10 protein-coding genes are annotated in these 19,933 nt (G+C 54.1%); 4 read left to right on the top strand and 6 right to left on the bottom strand.

Annotation, left to right across the window (positions count from 1 at the left end):
- Positions 1-11 precede the first annotated feature (11 nt).
- Positions 12-2,141, top strand: coding sequence for a S8 family serine peptidase (locus H6F80_RS12190; RefSeq protein ID WP_190791815.1), 2,130 nt, complete (start codon positions 12-14; stop codon positions 2,139-2,141).
- Positions 2,142-2,201: 60 nt separating this feature from the next.
- Here H6F80_RS12190 and H6F80_RS12185 read toward each other — a convergent pair whose 3' ends face one another.
- The gene (locus H6F80_RS12185) at positions 2,202-3,059 is read right to left on the bottom strand and encodes a Ycf66 family protein (RefSeq protein ID WP_190791814.1); all 858 of its coding nucleotides are present in this window, start codon (positions 3,057-3,059) and stop codon (positions 2,202-2,204) included.
- 239 nt (positions 3,060-3,298) lie between these two features.
- Between H6F80_RS12185 and H6F80_RS12180 the strand changes: the two genes are divergently transcribed.
- Entirely contained in the window at positions 3,299-3,511 is a 213-nt protein-coding gene (locus H6F80_RS12180; RefSeq protein ID WP_190791813.1) for a hypothetical protein, read from the top strand.
- Here H6F80_RS12180 and H6F80_RS12175 read toward each other — a convergent pair.
- Both H6F80_RS12175 and H6F80_RS12170 read right to left on the bottom strand, forming a co-directional pair.
- On the bottom strand, positions 3,496-5,217 hold the full coding sequence (locus tag H6F80_RS12175) for a glycosyltransferase family 39 protein (protein WP_190791812.1): 1,722 nt from the start codon (positions 5,215-5,217) through the stop codon (positions 3,496-3,498). The genes H6F80_RS12180 and H6F80_RS12175 overlap by 16 nt on opposite strands.
- A 23-nt stretch (positions 5,218-5,240) precedes the next feature.
- On the bottom strand, positions 5,241-6,131 hold the full coding sequence (locus H6F80_RS12170; RefSeq protein ID WP_190791811.1) for an alpha/beta hydrolase: 891 nt from the start codon (positions 6,129-6,131) through the stop codon (positions 5,241-5,243).
- A 362-nt stretch (positions 6,132-6,493) separates the two neighbouring features.
- On the opposite strand from H6F80_RS12170, the gene H6F80_RS12165 reads away from it, so the two are divergent.
- Positions 6,494-7,141, top strand: coding sequence for a helix-turn-helix transcriptional regulator (locus H6F80_RS12165; RefSeq protein ID WP_190791810.1), 648 nt, complete (start codon positions 6,494-6,496; stop codon positions 7,139-7,141).
- 15 nt (positions 7,142-7,156) lie between these two features.
- Here the strand turns inward: H6F80_RS12165 and H6F80_RS12160 are convergent, their stop codons facing one another.
- Positions 7,157-7,474 (bottom strand): hypothetical protein, encoded by a 318-nt coding sequence (locus H6F80_RS12160; protein ID WP_190791809.1) that lies wholly within the window; start codon positions 7,472-7,474, stop codon positions 7,157-7,159.
- Positions 7,475-7,692: 218 nt separating this feature from the next.
- On the opposite strand from H6F80_RS12160, the gene H6F80_RS12155 reads away from it, so the two are divergent.
- Positions 7,693-8,652, top strand: coding sequence for a methyltransferase domain-containing protein (locus H6F80_RS12155; protein ID WP_190791808.1), 960 nt, complete (start codon positions 7,693-7,695; stop codon positions 8,650-8,652).
- Between the two features lie 75 nt (positions 8,653-8,727).
- Here the strand turns inward: H6F80_RS12155 and H6F80_RS12150 are convergent, their stop codons facing one another.
- Together H6F80_RS12150 and H6F80_RS12145 are read right to left on the bottom strand one after the other, a co-directional pair.
- Positions 8,728-10,575, bottom strand: a complete 1,848-nt coding sequence (locus H6F80_RS12150) for a type I polyketide synthase (RefSeq protein ID WP_190791807.1) — start codon at positions 10,573-10,575, stop codon at positions 8,728-8,730.
- 20 nt (positions 10,576-10,595) lie between these two features.
- Positions 10,596-19,733 carry a type I polyketide synthase gene (locus tag H6F80_RS12145; protein ID WP_190791806.1) on the bottom strand — a complete coding sequence of 3,046 codons (9,138 nt, stop codon included), beginning with the start codon at positions 19,731-19,733 and terminating at the stop codon, positions 10,596-10,598.
- Positions 19,734-19,933 lie beyond the last annotated feature (200 nt).

Raw genomic sequence — 19,933 nt, 5'->3', positions numbered from 1 at the left:
ATTGAAGGGAGTTGAAGCAAACCCTACCCCTGGCTCTCCTGGCTCTCCTGCCCCACCTCACCCCCTCATCTCCCCCAATCAAAAAACTTTCCTCAACTTCCCCCCCTTCCCCCTTAGAATTAACCAGGCGTGAAGAGCCGCCCGCGATCGGCAAAGCAGGAAACATGGTCGGAAGAATTACGAGTGAGGGCGATCGGGCGATGCGCTCTGATGTTGCCCGTCGGCTTTTTGGGTTAACCGGGAAAGGAATCACGATCGGCATTATTTCCGACAGCTTTAATGTCTTGGGAGGTGCAGGAAGAGATGTGCGAGGCGGTGACTTACCGGGAAAGGGCAATCCGTTTGGCTTGAGGCAGCGCGTGAAAGTGCTGAGAGACGATCGAGTGGGCATCGACGAAGGGCGGGCGATGGCGCAGATTGTGCACGACGTTGCGCCGGGGGCAAAGCTGCTGTTTCATCGATCGGGCATAACCGAAACAGAATTTGCAGGCGCGATTCGACGGCTGGCACAGGCAGGAGCCGATGTAATCGTAGACGATATTGGCTATTCGACTGCGCTATTGCTGCAAGACGGCATTGCGGCTCAGGCGGTGGATGAGGTGGCAGGTCAGGGAGTGCTGTATTTTTCTGCCGCAGGTAACGATGGTAACCGATCGTATGAAAGTCCTTTTATTCCCAGCAGCACATTTGACTTTCGCGGCACAACCTATACGGCTCATGATTTTGCGGCTGGAGCTCCTGCCCCAGCGGAACCAGATTTGTTTCAAGACATTAAAATTTCTGGCTTTAATCCGATCGGGCTGTTGTTGAACTGGGATCAGCCTGCCGGACGAATCAGCTCCGATATCGAACTCTTTTTGCTTGATCGTCCCCTCCCTCCCGGTCAGGGTTCCAGCATTCTGGCGCAGGGCGTTCTGCCTAGCTTGGGACTGATAGATCCTGCGCTGCAAAACAATCCGGGAAAGCTGCTGGTCTATCAAAATCAGCAGTCGATGCCCCAAACGGGTTACCTGATGCTTGCCCTCCGTACGTCTGCCAGTTTGCCCTTTCCGTCTTTGATGAAGTGGATCAGCGTTGCGAACGGGGGAGACAGCGACACCGCTTACCAGTACGTCAACGATCAGCCAAACGCAGCCGGAGGATCAACCGTTTATGGACACCCGAATGCGGCAGGTGCGATCGCCGTTGGTTCTGCCTTTTATCGCCGGACACCTGCATTTGGGGTGAATCCTCCCCTGTTAGACAAGGACTCAAGCCGGGGGGGGTCGCCAATTTTGCTGAGTCCGGCAGGCGATCGATTGCCCGCAAGCCAGGCGCGGCTCAAACCAGAAATTGTGGGTCCAAACGGGGTTTCAACAACTGTATTTGGGTTTGCGCCCTTTTTCGGCACTTCGGCAGCAGCTCCCCATCTGGCGGCAGTCGCGGCACTGATGCTGCAACGCGCTGGGGGCAGAAAGAGCCTGACCCTGTCTCGAACCATTACAGACCTGCAACAAACGGCAATCCAGATCGCTGCGGTTCCGGGTCTGAATCCACAAGTGGGCTTTGTGCAGGCAGAAGCGGCAGTGCTGAGCGCGTTTCAGTTTCGACAGGCTGGCTCAACCCGATCGGACACCCTGCAAGGCACAATTCAGGCAGACAATTTGCTCGGATTAGAGGGATCCGACCGACTGTTGGGCAACAAGGGGTTTGATTGGCTCAATGGCAATGCGGGAGTCGATCGCCTGCGAGGGCAGCAGGGCAATGATCTTTTGACCGGGGGCACAGGAGCCGATCGCTTGGAAGGTGGAGCAGGCAACGATACGCTTATTGGCGGCATGAGTCGGGATGTTTTGCTGGGCGGCAGAGGAGCTGATCTGCTGTGGGGTGGCGCAGGTCGCAATCGCCTAATCGATGAGCAGGGCAAAAATACTTTTGTGCTGAGTCGAGGCGGATTTGCCAGAATTACCGACTTCCAGCCGGGACGCGATCGTCTGGGGCTAGCCGACATTCCCTTTGCCCGTCTGACGATTCGCCAGCAGGAACAGGACAGCCTGATTCAGCTCGGACGCAAAACGCTGGCAAGCCTGGAGGAGATCGACGCGACGCTCCTGATCCGAAAGACTTTCCTGGCGGTAAATTTGCCAGAAGCGATCGGGTAATTTCTTTTGGGAAATGCTTTGAAATTCCTTATTTTGAGATTCCTAACAAAGCCGATTTGATCAATCGAGATCAGGTCTACGAATGGCATCAAACGATCGCCGAGGTCGCTTGACTGCATCGGGAATCGATTCGATCGAGCCGTCGATTGTTTCCATTTCCGGGTCGCTGTCAAAGTCCAGATCGCTCCATTCGGCAGCCAGCTCAGGCTGGGGAGAGCTATCGACTTCGATCCGAACAGTGGCGATTTCGGGAGAGCTGGAATTTCTGTCTCTGCTAGAATCCATGTCTTTAGAGGGGGAACTGACAGGGAAGCTACTTTGAGGAGGAAAGACCGTCTGGGGAGGAAAGACAGAGGGCTGAACCGCTGCGGCAGGAGAAGAGGAAGACGGAGCGGAATTTTGGGGAGGCTGAATGGTTTCGCTGACTGTTGTACTCATCAGAGCCCCAATCCAGATTCGTAGCCGATCGAGGGCAGAGACCGTATTTTCAACCAAGCGATCGAGGTTGACTAGAACCGAGGAAGGCTCGGAATTTTGGCGCAGCCGCAACCGATACTGAGCAATTCGCGCTTTGATCACATCCGCCGGGGCAATTGGAGAAGCAGAACTGGGCGATAAGCTATTGCTTGGATGAGAAGGTTTTGCCTGTCCTGAAGTTTCTATTCTTGAAGTTTCAACCAGGCGCAGCTTCAGGGTTTGCCAGCCAAACCAGCCGATCAGAGAAACGCTAGCAACCTGCCCCAGCAGCACCCCGCCTGTCATTCGTCCTGCACACACCCACAGCACCAGCCCGTAAAACAGCCCTACACCGCTCCAGATCAGGTCGTATTTGCGATGGACTTCCGGCAACAAGAAAGCAGCGAGATACAAACTCAGGCTTCCCAAAGCGACTGCGATCGCCAGAATATAGGCAAGCATTTTTTTCTCCGATTTCAGGCACTCTCCGATCGAGCTTACTCTACCGTACTTGCTTTATGCTTGTCTTGCTTATCGTTATCGCAAATCACCCTGATGAGCCACCGCTCTGGAGGAAGACTGCTTTACAAAAAATCATGTATTACATTACATTAATAAATCTATCTATTTCGGTTTTGATTCAGTCTGTGCTGTTGTTATCTCTACAACTTTCAGCTTAACCTCACCTAATTGATTGAGCTATGCTATTTTTCACTGCTCTCTGTACCACCATCGGAGCCGCGCTTCTGTCCGACCGGGTAGTTCACAGCTTTCCTGAAGTTGCTGTTGGCTGCCTCTCGATCGCTCTTTTGGCACTGGTGATCACGCTTGTTTCTGCTCCCTGGCAAGTTCAGCTTTTGCTAGCGGTTGCGGCGATCGTGTCTTACCGTTCGCTCAATCAGGTTAGCGGATAGGCGCAGCGTTGATTCGCTTTGGCGGGCTGAACTTGCCAGAGGGAAAGACTCATTTCAGTTGGCACAAGCGGCTGAGGCTGGTAGCGATTCCTGAGCATAATGCCCTGCTGCTGAAAAAGTTGCTTTAAGGGCGCAGACGGGTTAAACAAAAACGTGGTTTGACAGGAATTTGCCCAGGTCAAGACGGTCTCAGCAGGCGCGATTCGTATCTGAACTTCGGGCTTGAGCAAATGGCTGATCGATAGCAGATCCATCACTTGGGACGCTTCTGCCAGCACCAGGGGCGCATTTGCCTGGTTGATCACTGCTGCGATCGCTGGATTGCTGAGACTGCGCGTTTTGTGATAGCGGGAAGGCTGCTGAAGCTGAAACAAACATGAACAAATGCTGATCGCAATTAACCCCACTAAAACACCCGACCAGAATCGCTGTCGGAACGGATGCTTGAATAAGTCAGGAATGCGATCGGACAGGAAAAAGGCGATCGTTAGCAGAACGCCCAGAAGCACGGGCATCATATAGCGCGGAGCCGTCGAAAGCCGCCCGTTTGCGAATAAATCAAACACAATGAGAGGAACGGGAAGGGCAGCCCAAAAGACCACGACAAACAGCCAGACTTTTCGAGGCGTTTTTTGAATTAGCTCCCGCAGCGCAAAGCCCATTAGCCCCACTAAAGCAGCGGCGATCGTTACCTGGGCCATTCCTACAATCGGTGGATTGAGTACGACAGGAACATCAAAAAATAGCACTGCCAGCGTATAAATCCAGGTTGCGAGCATTGGCAGCAGTCCCAACGGCAGCCGCGTCCAGGTAGTGTTGTCGTGTAGGGTGGTCAACTGGGAAAGGATCACCCCAACCCAGGGAGAAAATAGCAGTATTGCCCCGATCGCCGCTCTAATCCACCAAAGCCGTTGCTTGCCCCAGCAGAGGGAAACATAAATTCCCTGTCCCCCCAACACCAACAGCGACAGCAGCGATGTATAAAGTCCGATCGCAGCAGCGACAGCATACAGCAGCCAATCTTTACGCTGTTGCGTTCGCACTGCCCTTAGTAACGTCGCTCCCATCAAGAGCAGCGTCAAACTCCACAAGCTATAGGGACGCGCTTCCTGAGCATATGCTACAAAAAACGGCGACACCGACAGCAGTATCACCCCGATCCAGCTCGTGCGACGCGAATGAAACAGCTCTTCGCACAGCCAGAACAGCACCGGCAGAGACAGCAGACTGAACAACACCGAGAGCGATCGAATCTGAGCGATGCCATTGCCGGTCAGCTGCAGCCAGAACCGGGCGAGGAGGAAGTACAGAGGAGCGTGTTCAGGGCTATGGTAAAGAGCGGCAAGGGTGGCAGACCAGGGAAGGGCAGGATGAAGCTGTTGGACATCCAGGAGGTGCTGCACGGTAAGCAGTTGTCCGGTGGCAAGCTGCTGGGTGAGCAGTGCTTTGGTGGTTCCGGCAATGCGAATCGAAGTGGCAACTTCATCCACCCAGTACACTTTGGCTTCCAGGTTTGCCCACCGAAAAGAAACGCCGAGTATCAGCACAACGAGCAGCCCGATTACCCCAAAGGGGGAACTGCTTCGCATTGCTTCTGCAATCCAAATTCCTTGTTGTTTCTTTTTCTGCTGCAACCGATCGTCCCCGGCAGGAAACTGCTTTGCATCGCCCATAACCCTTGCTCGATCGCGAACTTTGACACCCACTCCTGAGGAGGTACTTTATCAGGTTATTGCGCCTGCTGTGGACGCGCATATTTCTGGATAAATTGCTGAATCGCTTGCCAGTAAATTCGATCGCCGACCCGTGAGACATCGTTGTGCGTTGCGCCAGGAATCAGCAATAGCTGCTTGGGCTGAGGGGCAGCCTCGTAAAGGCTCTGGCTTATAACGGTGGGAACGGTGCGATCAGCAGTGCCGTGAATCAGCAAAATTGGAGACCGAAGCGATCGAACTTTCGTGAGTGAATCAAAGGATTGCGTCAGCAGCCAGTCGACCGGCAAAAAACGTGAATAGCCTCCTACATCTGCCATTTGTCGCATCGACGAAAACGTACTTTCAACAATGATTCCCCCCAGCGTCGACTGACGGCTTGCCAGATCGATCGCCACCGCGCCCCCGATTGATTGTCCAAACAAGAAAATGCGATCGGGCGAAATCTGGCGTGTTTGAGTGAGATAGTTCCAGCTAGCGATCGCATCTTCATAAACGCTTGCCTCCGAGGGAAACCCGCCTGTACTCGCCCCATAGCCGCGATAGTCGATCAGCAGCACCGCTGACCCCATCTGATGAAACTGTGCCGCCCGATTCACCAAATCACCAATATTGCTGCCATTTCCGTGAAAATAAAGCAACACAGGCGCATTTGGCTGCCTTGCCGGAATCCACCACCCGGTAACGGTTCCTTTAGGGTTTCGCTCTGCGCTAATCGCATTCTCGATCGGTAACTCGACGGTTTCATAAGCCAGGTTCACGGTCGCAGGAGTGGCATCAAGCGATCGGGGTGGAAAGAAAATTAGCCGAGTTTGCCCAAAATACAAAGCCAGACAGAACCCGGCATACAGCAGCAAAATCACCAGCCCTAAAGAGCGCAGCAGCGACAGGAATTTCAGGAGCACCATGCGATCGTCCATCAATCGTTTAATTGTTCATTAATAGTCGTTTGCAGTCATTTGCAGTCATTTGCAGTCGTTCAATTGTAGAAGCACGCTGGCGATCGGAATTTAGAATAACGCTAAGCAGGCAGGGCAGCATTCCCTAAATTAACGTTCCACCCCCAACCGAGATTCGCGGGCAATAAATTCATCGCTTTTGCTAGAGACTTTTCGGTTAGGGCATTCTGAAAGTAGGATGGAGTCGATTACCTCGAAGAGAGAACAGCGAAGCGATCGCAGGATACGGGGTGAAGAAGTCCAGGATGCAGAAGTCCAGGATGCAGAAACAGCGCAAGGCGCATTTTTCAGGGAGTTAGGGGGAAAAGACAATGACTGAGCTACTGGAAAGCGACAAACTCAAAGCCAAAAATCAAATTCTGCATTTGCTCAAGCTGCATGGACCGCAAACTGCCGCCGTTTTAGCCGCTCAGCTTCAGGTGTCTGCAATGGCAATTCGGCAACACCTCCAGACATTGCAGGCAGATAACCTGGTTACTTATCAAGAAGAACGCCGTCCGGTTGGTCGCCCGATCAAGCAGTGGCAGCTCACCGAAAAGGCAGCAAAACGCTTTCCCGATAATCATGCCGAACTGCTGGTGAATGTTCTGCAGGGCGTTGAGCAGCTTTTTGGTCAGGACGGACTGGACGCTTTGCTTGCCAAACGCACCCAACAGCAAATCGACAACTATCAGGCACAGCTTCCCGAAGATGGCTGGCAGGCGCAAGTGAAGACGATCGCTCAACTTCGTGCCCAGGAAGGCTATATGGCAGAAGTTGTGCAGGAAGCGGAAGACGCAGTGCTGCTAATCGAAAATCACTGTGCAATTCACTCGGCAGCCCGGACATGCAGCCAGATTTGTGCTTCAGAGCTACAGGTTTTTTCGGCACTGCTGGGATCAGACGTGAAAATTGAGCGAGTTGAGCATCTGATTGCCGGCGATCGTCGCTGTGCCTATCGTATCTCGTCCGCAGAATAGACTTTCTGAAGCCCCCTATAACGAATCAACGCGGTGCAGTGACTCAATCAGCTCCTCGATCTCTTCATCGTCCTGGCACTGCTTCACCTGCGATCGAAACCACGTCAACTCTTCTGGCTCAATCTCCTGCGACTGATAAACCAGCAGCGTGCCTGCCAGGCGTGCCAGCGTAATCGGTTCCCAGGCAATGTGATCTAGCAGTCCCAAAGCATCTTGATAAAGCTGCTGCGCTTCGGCTTCGTCGATCGGCTGTCCCAAGTCGGTGGCGATCGCCTGTAAGCTGTCTTGGATCGTTAATTGCAGTTCGGAGTCTGGAGCAGAAAAGTGAGTCATGGGGCTTGGGAATGGATTTCAGATTTTCATGCACCTTCCATCATGCCGCGAACCCGGAGTGTTCAGGGCTTGGCGTAGCACGTTCCACAAGCCGATTACCCCATCGGGAGAACTGCTTCACATCGCCCAATCGCCAGCCCTAACCCCCCTTCAACCTGCAATCCCGCAATACAATAAAATTGTTAAGAAAATGTCACAAAAATGAAGGCTTGATCTCAATGAGTTTGTTTTTTGCGGCGATCGGAATTGTCCTGTTCCTGCTGATCCTGGGGATAGGGGTTTATCTCCTAACGGCTCGCCGCTATCAATCTGCTGATTCGGTCGCTCATTCCTACGATGAATGGACTGAAGACGGCATTCTAGAGTTCTACTGGGGCGAGCATATTCACCTGGGACATTACGGTTCGCCGCCAAAACGCAAGGATTTTCTGGAGGCAAAAGCAGACTTTGTGCATGAAATGGTGCGCTGGGGCGGCTTAGATCGGTTGCCTGCGGGCACAACGGTGCTAGATGTGGGTTGTGGCATTGGCGGCAGCAGCCGCATTTTGGCGCGAGACTACGGGTTTGCTGTCACCGGAGTGACCATCAGCCCTCAGCAGGTGAAACGTGCTCAGGAGCTCACGCCCGCCGATTTAAATGTGCAGTTTCAGGTGGATGATGCAATGGCACTGTCGTTTCCCGATGCCCGTTTTGATGTGGTTTGGTCGATCGAAGCCGGACCCCATATGCCTGACAAAGCCATTTTCGCCAAAGAACTCATGCGGGTTGTCAAGCCGGGAGGCATCATGGTTATGGCAGATTGGAACCAGCGAGACGATCGCCAGAAGCCGCTTAATTTCTGGGAAAGACCCGTGATGCGCCAACTCCTGGATCAGTGGTCGCACCCGGCATTCTCCAGCATTGAAGGCTTTGCTGAACTTTTGCAAGCAACCAGGTTAGTTGAAGGCGAAGTCGTCACTGCCAACTGGACAGAACCTACCCTTCCTTCCTGGCTGGATTCGATCTGGCAGGGTATTGCTCGACCGGCAGGACTGGTGCGGTTTGGTCCATCGGGCTTGATTAAATCGCTGCGAGAAGTGCCAACACTGCTGCTGATGCGGCTTGCCTTTGGTACAGGTCTTTGCCGTTTTGGGATGTTTCGGGCAGTGCGATCCGAAGCAGTTCCCCCGTTAGGGTAATCGAACGGACAGCCCCAGAAGCCGGAAACCCGTTCAACCCAGCCAGCTCAGGTTTGCCGATTCGCGAGCAATGCCCTATCCTTGATATCGCTGACGCTGAAAGGCATAAAAAGGCAAAACCACCTTCTGTCGCCGAACTGGATCAATTTGCTCCCAGTCGATCGTTTCTCCCTGAACATACTGCTGAGCGAATCCGGTTAGCTCCTGCACGATCGCTTCCCCGCCTTTCTCGATTAAATTGTTTTGGCTCGCCGCACTGCTCTGGAAGAAACCCATTACAGATTGACCCGATCGCCATGCCGTCAGTTTTGCCTGAAGGTCAGAACTTGAAGTCATCACCACGGCTATCCGGTGAGCAAAATGCGATCGTCCGGTGTAGGCAGTAAAGCAAAGGTCGGCGATCGATTGTTCAGGATGATGGCTCAGGTGAACGATGTAGCGATCGACTAGCTGATGCAGGGCAGTTTCGCTGCGGGCAGAGAGGGTAAACAGATGTTGGGTTGGAACCGGGGCAGGCTGAGGGCGATCGCTCACGGGTGGGTCTGCGATCACAATATGGGCATTGCTGCCGTTAAACCCAAAGGCACTGATTCCGGCGGTTCTGGGCTGATTGAGGGGCTGGTCTTGCCTTGTCCAGGAAACGGGATCGATCGGCACTTTCACCGGGAGCCGTTGCCAGTCGATGTGGGGATTGGGGGTTTGGAAATGCAGATTGGGCGGAATTTCTCCATGCTGAAGTGCCAGCACGGTTTTGATAAGTCCGGCAATTCCGGCGGCAGCTTCCAGGTGTCCAATATTCGTTTTGACCGAGCCGAGCCAGAGTGGAGCCGATCGATCCTGCCCAAAAACTTCCGCGATCGCATTCACTTCGATGGGATCTCCGATCGCCGTTCCGGTTCCGTGGGCTTCAAGGTAACTGACCTGCTCGGGCGGAATCCGGCTATTGCTTAACGCCTGACGAATGGCTGCCTGCTGGGCAATGCTGCTGGGAACGGTTAAGCCGCTGGTGCGCCCGTCGTGGTTGGTGGCTGATCCTAAAATTACGGCATCAATGCGATCGCCCGCTGCTACTGCATCCCGGTAGCGTTTTAGCACAATCAAGCCGCAGCCTTCTGCCCGCACAAAGCCGTTTGCTGCCGCGTCGAAACTTTTACAGCGATCGTCGGGGGAAAGCATTCGCGCCTTAGAAAAATTGATGTTGGTTTCGGGGGTAAGAATCCGATTGACGCCGCCTGCCAATGCCACCGAACATTCCCCCTGCCGCAAACTTTGACAGGCGAGATGAACCGCCGTGAGTGACGAAGCGCAGGCTGTATCGATCGATAAACTCGGTCCTGTCCAGCCCAGCAAATAGGCAAGCCGCCCGGATGCGGTGCTATGGGTATTGCCGGTGGTGAGATAAGCGTCGATCTGAGCCCGATCGCGGCTGAGCAACTGCTGCCAATAGTCAATGCTGCAAATGCCGACAAACACGCCGCCCTGAGTTCCAATCAGATGATCGGCTGACAGTCCGGCGGATTCCAGTGCCTCCCAGCCCACTTCGAGCAAAAGCCGCTGCTGCGGGTCGAGGCTGATCGCTTCGCGGGGGGCAATCCGAAAGAAGGGCGCGTCAAAGTCGTACGGGTGGGGCACAAAGCCGCCTTCACGGGTGTAGAGCTTACCGGGAGCCTGCGGGTCAGTGCTGTAAAGATCATCAGTTTGCCAGCGATCATCTGGAACCGGGGTAATGGCATCGGTGCAGCTGCGAAGCAGTTTCCAGAAATCCTCAGGCGTATCTGCACTGGGAAAGCGACAGCCCATGCCGATAATGGCGATCGGTTCGTGCTGTGCCTGCTCTAGGGCGTCAAGTTTTGCCTGAAGCTGCTGAATTGCGAGGAGGGCACGCTGAGTTGGCGTTCGGGTTTCGGTTGCTTTTTCTGTCATTGCGATCGGGCTGTGCATTCCTATAAGTTAAGCTGTTCCAGGGTTTGCAGCAGTAAGGCTTCGGCTTCTGCATCCGAAAGGGACTCAATCTCGGACGGCAGATCGATTCCCCCACTCGGGGAAGTACTTTGCATTGCTGGAGTTTCCCTTCCTTCAGGAAAGGAACTTTGTTCTATCGCCGTCCCAAATAGCCATTGCAGCAGATGATCGGTCAGTGTGGTGATTGTCGGATAATCATACAGCAGCGCGACCGACAACGGTTTTCCCAGACTAGTTTGCAGCCGATTTCTCAGCTCTACGATCGTCAAAGAATCCATGCCCATTTCGGAGAATCCCTGATGCAGATCGGTCAGCGTCTCTGCATGAACGCCCAAGATTTTTGCGATGTGGGCTTTTACATGATGGGTGATGAGGTGAGGGCGATCGTCTGACGGGGCATTGACCAGAGTTTGATAAAAGTCTTCAGCGTCCTTGAAAACAGTGGGGGGATGAGGACGTGAAGAAGGGGAGGAAGGAGGAGAGGCTTGAGCAGAGCATGGTGCGACGAGGGGCTTGAGTGCCGCAGGCGGATTCCAATTTGCCCAATCGATCGGCAAAACGCCGACCTGCACGGATGATTGGTTCAAGAGGGTTTCCAGGATAATGAGTCCGATTTCGGGGGAGATTACCCCAACGGGGAAAGCGCTTTGCATCGTCTCTCTTCCCTCAGCCTGAGCCGTTCTAGAACGGGCTGCCATTCCTGTGGATTCCCACGCTGCCCAGTGAATGCTGAGTCCGGGTAAGCCAAGCGATCGTCTAACCTGAGCCAGCGCATCCATAAAACCGTTTGCTGCTGCGTAGCTGGACTGTCCGCCTGATCCCAGAAGCGAAGCCGCTGAGGAAAACATCACAAAGCAGTCGATCGGGTGATGCTGCGTTAGCTCGTGCAGATTTAAGGCTCCCCGAACTTTGGGGGATAGGACGGACTGGAAGCGATCGGCGGTCTGGTGCTGGAGAATGCCGTCATTAAGGACGCCTGCAGCGTGGAAGATGCCGAGCAGGGGCGGAGGGGAAGGGAGGCGAGTGGGTGGGTGGAGGTAGGGAGTGAGAAGGGTTTGGAGGGATTGTTGATCCGTGATGTCGAGTTGGGCGATCGTGATCTGGATTCCCTGAGCCTGGAAATGATCGAGTTTGGTTTGGGTTTCGGGGGTGGGTTTGCTGCGTCCGATCAGGAGAAGGGAGGTTGCGCCGCGATCGATAAGCCATTGGGCAACGTGCAGTCCAAGTGCGCCGAGGCCGCCTGTAATCAAATAAGTGCCGCTGGGTTTGACGGTGAAAGGCTGTGAGACTGGATGTGAAACGGGAGCAGGTTCAGGGTGGGCAATGACGATTTTGCCGATGTGCTTTGCCTGCTGCATCCAGCGAAAGGCTGCGATCGACTGACTCCGATCGAACACTTTGTGCGGCAGGGGCTGCAGCCCGCGCGAATGAAACTGCTGCAAAAGCTGGCTCAGCAGGGCCTGAATTGTTTGTGGCTGTTCCTGGGTGGTCTGCATTAGATCCATGATGTGATATGCCACATCAGAACGAACCTGAGCAACCTGTTCGGTTGACCAGATGCCCTGCTTGCCGATTTCGATCAGGCGACCGCTCCGACGCAAAATTGACAGATTTGCCGGGATAAATTCGCCGGACAGGGAATTGAGGATAATATCCATTCCTTGTCCCCCAGTTTGAGCCTGGATGGCTGCGGCAAATTCAGTCGATCGATCGCTCAAGACGTGTTCAACGCCAATCGATCGCAAAAAGTCCCACTTCGCCGGAGCTGCGGTTGCCCAGAGTTCTGCCCCTGCCTGCTGCGCGATCTGGACTGCGGCCAGACCGACTCCACCTGCTGCCGAGTGAATGAGCACCCGTTCTCCGGGTTTGATCTGGGCAAGGTGATGCAAGCCATACCAGGCAGTCAAAAAGGCGATCGGAATCGTAGCGGCTGCGGCAAAGTCTAGATCAGAGGGCAGGGGAACCACTCGCCGCGCATCAACCGTGACCCATTCGCTAAAGCTGCCCGTCGCCAGTGCCACCACCCGATCGCCCACTTGAACCGAGGTCACACCCTGGCCGACAGCGACCACTTCCCCGGCACACTCCAGGCCCAGCAAACCCGCTTCGCCCGGATACAGCCCCAGCACGTTCATCACATCCCGAAAATTTAGCCCCGTTGCCCAGACGCGAATCTCGACTTCGCCGGGTTGGGGAGGACGGCGATCGATCGGCTGCCAAACAAGCTGATCCAGCGTGCCGCGATTGAGAATTTCGAGGCGGAGCGATTGAGCAACGTCAGGCAACTTCTCCGTGAAATGTTTTACAACAGAATGTCGTACAAGCCGCGCTGCATAACGGGTTTGATTGCGATAGGCAATCTGGTTTTCCCCGTCCTGGCTGACGAACTCTGCCCAGAGCAGACTTGCGGCTTCTGCGCCCGAAAGGTTTTCTAGATCGATCGTGATGCAGTTCAGTTCGGGATGCTCTAGCCGAATCGATCGCGCCATGCCCCACAGCGGAGCCTGTCCGGTTGCCTCCAGCAAGATCGACGGCTGACAAACGCCTCGCGTCACAATCCAGAGCTGCGGTGGCGGGTTCAGATGAGTTATAGACTGAACGATCGCCAACAAACGGCTGCACTGCTCAGAAACAAACTCTTCCAGGGAGTCGAGAGTTAAAAGTTCAGGGGTCACGGCATCCGCAAAGAAGATAACCCCGCGCAGGTTTGCCCCGCTAGCCCCCTCATTCTGGGGAGAATCTTGCCGATTATTCTGACTTTCAAAGTCCCCTCGGTGTAAGGAATTTAGGGAGCTTTCAGAACCTTCAAACGAAGCCCACTCCTTTAGAGAGGATAAATCAGCCGGATCAAGCCTTGCCCAGGGTTGTTGCTGGGTTTCGAGCAGCCCAGTCAAAGCGTCGATCGAATCATTTGCTTCGCCCACAATCAGCCAGTAACCTCGATCGCTGCAAAGCATTTTCCCTGCTGGAGTCATTGCCTCCTGTGAAGAAACCAGGGGAACAGGTTGCCAATCAATCTCATACAGCCAGTCCTGCCAGGAGAACGATCGCACCCGATCGGATGAAGGTTGAATTCGCTGAAGGGTCAGTCCTTCGATGTGGGCAAGGCATTCACCAGAGTCACTGTACAGCGATAAATCAGCCGTAATGTGAGTCGAATTGTCCGCCCAAGAGCGTAGCTGCACATGGCTCCAAACCGTTCCCGCCGGACGCTGAAGCAGGCTGAAAGACTCGATCGCCACAGGCAAATAAGTCACGCCTTGCAGACGAGCGGGCAGGGCTGCCGCTGCAACTTGAATGCAGGCATCAAGCTGGGCAGGATGAATCTGATAGGGCTGAGCATCACAGGATGAAATTTGCCCTAACGCTTCACCGTCTTTGCGCCAGAGCTGTGCAACCCCCCGGAAGCTTGCCCCATATCGAATGCCTGCGGCTTCAAAGCTTTGATAGTGGGTTTCAGCGAATCGCCGCTCAGAAAGACGCTGCCGGATTTGTGCCAGGCTTGCGCTGGGTAGAATCGGACGATCGCAAACCTGCGCCTGTCCTGTGCAGTGAAGTGTCCAGCCAGAATCTTGCTGGTAATCGGGCTGCTGATGATCGGGCTGTTGACTGTAAATTTCAATGCGAATCCCGGAACCAATTACCTCGCTGCGGTTGGACAGAGGAATTGGGGTGGCGATCGTCTGAACCGTTTGCGGTGTGGATGACAAAATGAGCGGCTGCTGAAACTCGATCTGGCTCAGCGAAATCGTCTCGGTTTTCAACTGTTGCACAGCGATCGCCAGAGCCATTTCCACAAAGGCAGTTCCCGGCAAAATGGGGCGATCCTCAAGGCGATGATCGGTGAGGAAGTCCGGCGAATGTTCGCAGAGAAGCGACTGAAACAGCGCAATTTTAAGCGGCGTAGAAACACGGTTTCCTAACAGAGGATGACTTTCGGAAGCAGTGAGAACAGGCTGAGCCGATCGCTTCGCCGCTTCCTGAAGGGGAAATTGCCCAGGCGGATCGATCCAGCAGCGTTGTCGCTGAAACGGATAGGTCGGCAGAGACATCCGATGACGAGAAAAGCCTTGGTGGAACGCCTGCCAATCTACAGGGATACCCTGCTGATAAAGTTCGCCCAGGCTTTGCAGCAGCGTTTCGGTATTCGAGCGATGCGAAGCCGTTTTCCCTCTGGTTATCGCTCTGGTTGTTTCTCTGGGCAAATCGCGTCTCAAACTTGGCAGCCAAATGCGGCGATGCGAAGCTGTTCCCCCTAAGGGGTCATCGGGAAACTGTTCACGTCCCATCCCTAGCAGCACCGGATGCGCTCCACATTCCAGGAAAATTGCACAACCCGATCGAATCAGGGTCTTCATTCCGGCAGCAAATAAAACAGGCTGCACCAGATGGCGACTCCAGTAGTCTGGGGAGGCGATTTCGTCAGCGATAAAATCCCCGGTCAGGTTAGAAATCAGCTGGCGCTGCGGTGTGGAATAGCTGACTTGGCGCGCAATTTGCTCAAAGTTCGGTTCGTTCGGAGTTGCGCTTTGCGCGAATCGCAGTGGTTCCAGCAGGGGCGAATGAAACGCATGGGAGACATTGAGCCAGGTCGTTTTAATGCCGCGATCGGTGAGGCGATCGACCAGAGTTTGCAGCGATGGAATTTTTCCAGACACAACGATATTTTGATCGCTATTGATGGCAGCGATCGTCACCGTTTCCGGGTCAGTCTCACCCTCAAAATCAGCAAGGAACGATCGCACCGTTGCCTCATCGCTTCTGATTGCCACCATGCCCCCTGGCGGTAACACCTGCATCAGCCGACCCCGCGCCGCCACCAGCTTTAAGCCATCCTCCAGGCTGAATACCCCCGCCACACAAGCCGCCACATATTCACCGATGCTGTGCCCCATGACGATATCTGGCTCAACGCCCCAAGACATCCAGAGCTGCGCTAGAGCATAGTCGATCGTAAAAATGGCAGGCTGGGTATAGAGAGTTTGATTCAAAAGTTCGGCAGCATCTTCGGCAAAGAGCAACTGCCGCAGCGGTCGATCGATTTCTCCTTGTAAGATTGCCTCACACCGATCGATCGTTTCCCGAAACACGGGTTCCGTTTCATAAAGCTGCCGACCCATCCCGGAATACTGCGAACCCTGTCCGGTGAAGAGAAATGCGATGGGCGAAGAAATGCCAGAACGAATGGAGCGGGGACGCTGGGCAATCTGTTCGAGGAGATGCGGAATTGAGTTGGATACGAATGCGAGTCGATGCTCAAAGTGCGATCGTCCGACGTTAGTGGTGAAGCAAAGATCGGCGAGAAAGCGATTGGGTTGTTTGAGGCAGGTGAGCGCTTCTGCATTGCCCCCCAAATGCAAACATTGCTTGAGAAACCTTTCATAGCGGTCAAGCAAATCGTTCAGAGCAGATTCGCTTTTGGCAGATAGCGTCAGCAAATGATCAGGACGATCCGCCGCATTTCCCAATGCCGCATTTCCCAATAGGGAGGAATCATCCGCCTGCGTCACAGCCGCGATCGTCGGAGCTTCTTCAAGAATGACGTGGGCATTGGTGCCGCCGATTCCCAGCGAGTTCACCCCTGCCCGTCGTGGATGCCCCGCTTCCTGCCAGTCCAACAGGCGCGTGTTGACGTAAAACGGACTGCGATCGAAATCAATTTGCGGATTTGGAGCTTCAAAATGCAGGCTCGGCGGAATCTGGCGATGATGCACCGATAGCACTGCTTTGATAAATCCCACCACGCCCGACGCAACGTTTAAGTGTCCCACATTCGTCTTGACGGAGCCGATCGCGCAAAACTGCTGCTGCTGAGTGCTGAGGCGAAACGCCTGGGTTAGTCCGGCAACTTCGATTGGGTCGCCTAACGAGGTTCCGGTTCCATGAGCCTCGACATAGCCGATCGTGTCTGCGGGGACATCTGCCATTGCCAGAGCTTCTGCGGCAACCGTTGCTTGACCCTCGGCGCGAGGAGCTAGATAGCCCACTTTTTGACTGCCATCATTGCCGATCGCCGAACCTTTAATGACCGCATAAATTCGATCGCCCGCTTCGATCGCCTGGTCCAGCCGCTTTAACACCACCACCCCCGCTCCGCTGCCAAAAATCGTGCCTTGTGCCTTTGCATCAAAAGCGCGACAGTGACCATCCGGCGACAAAATTAGCCCTTCCTGATACAGATGCCCCACCTGCTGCGGCGTATGCACCGAAACCCCACCCGCCAACGCAATCTCACATTCGCCCGATCGCAAACTTTGCGCTGCCAAATGAATCGCCACCAGCGAAGTCGAGCAAGCAGTTTGCACGTTCACACTCGCGCCTGTGAGATTCAGCTTGTAAGACGTGCGCGTGGTCAAATAGTCTTTATCGTTGGCAATCGTCACCTGAAATCCGCCCATCGAACTCAGGTTAAACACCTGCATATTTTCGTGGGCATCTAGCCGATCGCGGTTTGGATAAACATGATTTAGCAGGTAAGTATTCATTGACGCACCCGCATAAAGCGCGATCGATCCGGGATAAGAAAACGGGTCATAGCCTGCATCTTCTAGACCTTCCCAAGCACACTCCAGCAACAGCCGCTGCTGTGGATCGATTAGTTCTGCTTCTCTGGGGCTGTAGCCAAAAAATTCTGCGTCGAAGCGATCAACATCCTTCAAAATTGGACTTGCTTTGACATAGGCAGGATTCTGGAGCAGCGTTGGATCAATCCCCGAAGCCAAGATTTCTTCATCGCTAAAAAAGGCGATCGACTCCACTCCGTCACACAAATTGCGCCAGAACTGATCGATCGACTCCGCCCCCGGAAACCGACAAGCCATTCCAATCACGGCAACCTCAGACGAAATCAGAGACGATCGGCGGGTTTGCTGTCGCTGCTGTGCCTGCTGAAGGCTGGAATTAACCGTTGGATTTTCCCTGGTGTTGCTCAAGTCGCTTAAAAATTGCGCCAAAGATTCGATCGTCGGATGCTGAAACAGGCTTACAGTATGCAGATCAGGACAATCGAATTCCGTTTGCAGTCGGGCAAGCACCTGCATGAGCCGCAGCGAGTTGCCGCCCAGTTCAAAGAAGTTATCGCGAATTCCCACCCGTTCCAGTGCTAAAACGTCCTGCCAGATCGAAACAATCTGCTGTTGTCGCTCCGTCTGCGGTCGATCGATTGCCTGCTGTCCCCACAATTCGTTGATTTGCCTGATAATTCCATCAAACTCCCCCGTTCCAAATCTTCCACTCAGCACCGATCGCTGAATTTTGCCGATCGCCGTTTTGGGAATCTCCTTCTGCTCTACCGGAATGACAAATCGGGGACTGATGCCGATCGCCTCTCCCACTCGCCGCTGAATTGTCTTGATCAACGGCATCACAGCAGCCAGATTGTCACACCCTGTCTCTGGACAAAAGAAAATCGCGAGTTGCTCGGTCGAATCGCTGGATTGCTTCCCAGTTTCGCCAGCGGGTAATCGCCGCACTGCACAAGCCGCCGTGAAGGACACCGCTATTCCGTCTAGTGCCTCTACGATCGCCTCAATTTCGTGATTAGCGTAGTTTGCACCGTTGATGATAATCACTTCTTTCTGGCGACCCGTAATCGTTAAGCGACCGGATTGCAAAAAGCCCAGATCGCCCGTGTTAAACCAGCCATCCGGCGTAAAAACTTCCGCATTCAGATCAGGTCGCTGGTAATAGCCAGCCGTCACTGTCACTCCGCGCACCTGAAGCTGACCGATCGTTCCTTCGGGAACAAGCTGATTTGCCTCATCCACAACTCGCAGCGATACGCCGGGAATCGGTTTGCCCAGCTCGATATAAGTGTCCTCGTCCGACGTGGTTTGGCACGAAAAGCGATCGGAATGGACAATGCCAGAGCAAGTTTCCGACATTCCATACCCCGGACTGACCGCCGTTCCGCTTAACCCGTGGGGTTCCAGCAGCGCTAGAAAGTGGCGGGTCGTTTTGCCGACGACTGCCTCTGCGCCGTTGCCCATCCAGCGAATTGAGGACAAATCCCAGGTTTTTGCTGAGGTTCCTGCTTGCAGACGATCGATTACCAGCCCATAGCCAAAATTAGGCGACCAGGTTGCTGTGACACGATGCGCCTCGATCAAATCTAGCCAGCGAAGCGGTTCCTGCAAAATTAGCTCATTCGCGACGTGAATTTGCGAACAGCCCAAATACACCTCGGTCAGATGAAACATCACCAGACTGGCAACGTGTTCGATCGGCATCCAGTTCAGCGTGGTCTCTGTTGCCGTCAGTCGGTTCACGGTTGCCATGCCATACACACTGGCGAGCAGATTGCGTCCGCTCAGGGTCACTCCTTTAGGAATGCCCGTACTGCCAGAAGTCAGCAAAATTAGAGCCAGCTCGTCTGGTGCACTGTAATGAATCTGGCGATCGGGTTCAAACTGCTGCAGCTCCTCAGCCAGCAAAATCTCTGGTGAAACGGACTTTGCTGTACTGCTGCCTGAATTCTCTATCGGTGAGGCACTTTGAGCAGATAAAGCACTTTGAGCAGATAAAGCACTTTGAGCAAAGGATAAATCCTCCTGCTGGTTCGGAAGTTTCCTCCTGGTAAAGGGGTGGGGGGCAAATTCCTGATCGTTAAGAAAATCCCCGATCGCTTCCTGCAATTCCCCATTCGCAATCACCACCGGACGCACAAACCACCGCAACGCCTCCAGTAGCGCGATCGCCTTACTGTGATCAGCACGATAGTTCGGCGCAACCGCGATCGGCACGGGCACAAATCCCCCCAGCAGACAGCCCCAAAAGCACGGCAAGAAGTCGAGCCGATCGCTAATTTGCAAAACCACTGGATCTTGGGGCTGGAGTCCGATCGATCGCAGTCCGGCAAGAACTCGCTGTGCCTGAGTCAGCAATTCGGCATAAGACACAAACTGACAACTCTGATCGGGCAGCACATAAAGCACACCCTTTTCCGTTTCACTCGCTCGCAGCAGCAGATCGGGCAACTGGAGGCGATGCGAAGCAATTTCCCCTTTGGAGTAATCGAGATCGGCAGGCAGCGGCTCCCCGTCACTACAGGATAAAGGGATCATCAATTGGCGCAAAGCCATATCCCCGCTGGGATGTCCAAACTGGGTTGGGCGATCCATGCTCATCCTCACTCACACCAGATCTGCTAAGAGCCTATTCTGCATCATGCTGCGATCGAATTGAAGCCATGTTAGTACAGCATGGGCTACGGCTACGTTGTTCCTCGCTCGATTGTGGGAATTCTGCAGAGCAAGGTTTGCGCTGTCTTTTTTCAGCTTCTACTCAGTTCCTTTAAAAGGTCAAAACCCCAGACTCCTTA

Source organism: Leptolyngbya sp. FACHB-711 (assembly GCF_014695615.1).
GTDB lineage: Bacteria > Cyanobacteriota > Cyanobacteriia > Elainellales > Elainellaceae > Leptolyngbya_A.
Note: the sequence above shows the minus strand (reverse complement) of the source record. Positions and strands in the feature narration are given on the sequence as shown.

Bases quoted from the DNA above. Each gene is read 5' to 3' on its own strand.
- H6F80_RS12165 (WP_190791810.1), top strand. From the start codon at position 6,494: ATGACTGAGCTACTGGAAAGCGACAAACTCAAAGCCAAAAATCAAATT.
- H6F80_RS12185 (WP_190791814.1), bottom strand. From the start codon at position 3,059: ATGCTTGCCTATATTCTGGCGATCGCAGTCGCTTTGGGAAGCCTGAGT.
- H6F80_RS12150 (WP_190791807.1), bottom strand. From the start codon at position 10,575: ATGACAGAAAAAGCAACCGAAACCCGAACGCCAACTCAGCGTGCCCTC.
- H6F80_RS12160 (WP_190791809.1), bottom strand. From the start codon at position 7,474: ATGACTCACTTTTCTGCTCCAGACTCCGAACTGCAATTAACGATCCAA.
- H6F80_RS12155 (WP_190791808.1), top strand. From the start codon at position 7,693: ATGAGTTTGTTTTTTGCGGCGATCGGAATTGTCCTGTTCCTGCTGATC.
- H6F80_RS12145 (WP_190791806.1), bottom strand. From the start codon at position 19,733: ATGGATCGCCCAACCCAGTTTGGACATCCCAGCGGGGATATGGCTTTG.
- H6F80_RS12170 (WP_190791811.1), bottom strand. From the start codon at position 6,131: ATGGTGCTCCTGAAATTCCTGTCGCTGCTGCGCTCTTTAGGGCTGGTG.
- H6F80_RS12180 (WP_190791813.1), top strand. From the start codon at position 3,299: ATGCTATTTTTCACTGCTCTCTGTACCACCATCGGAGCCGCGCTTCTG.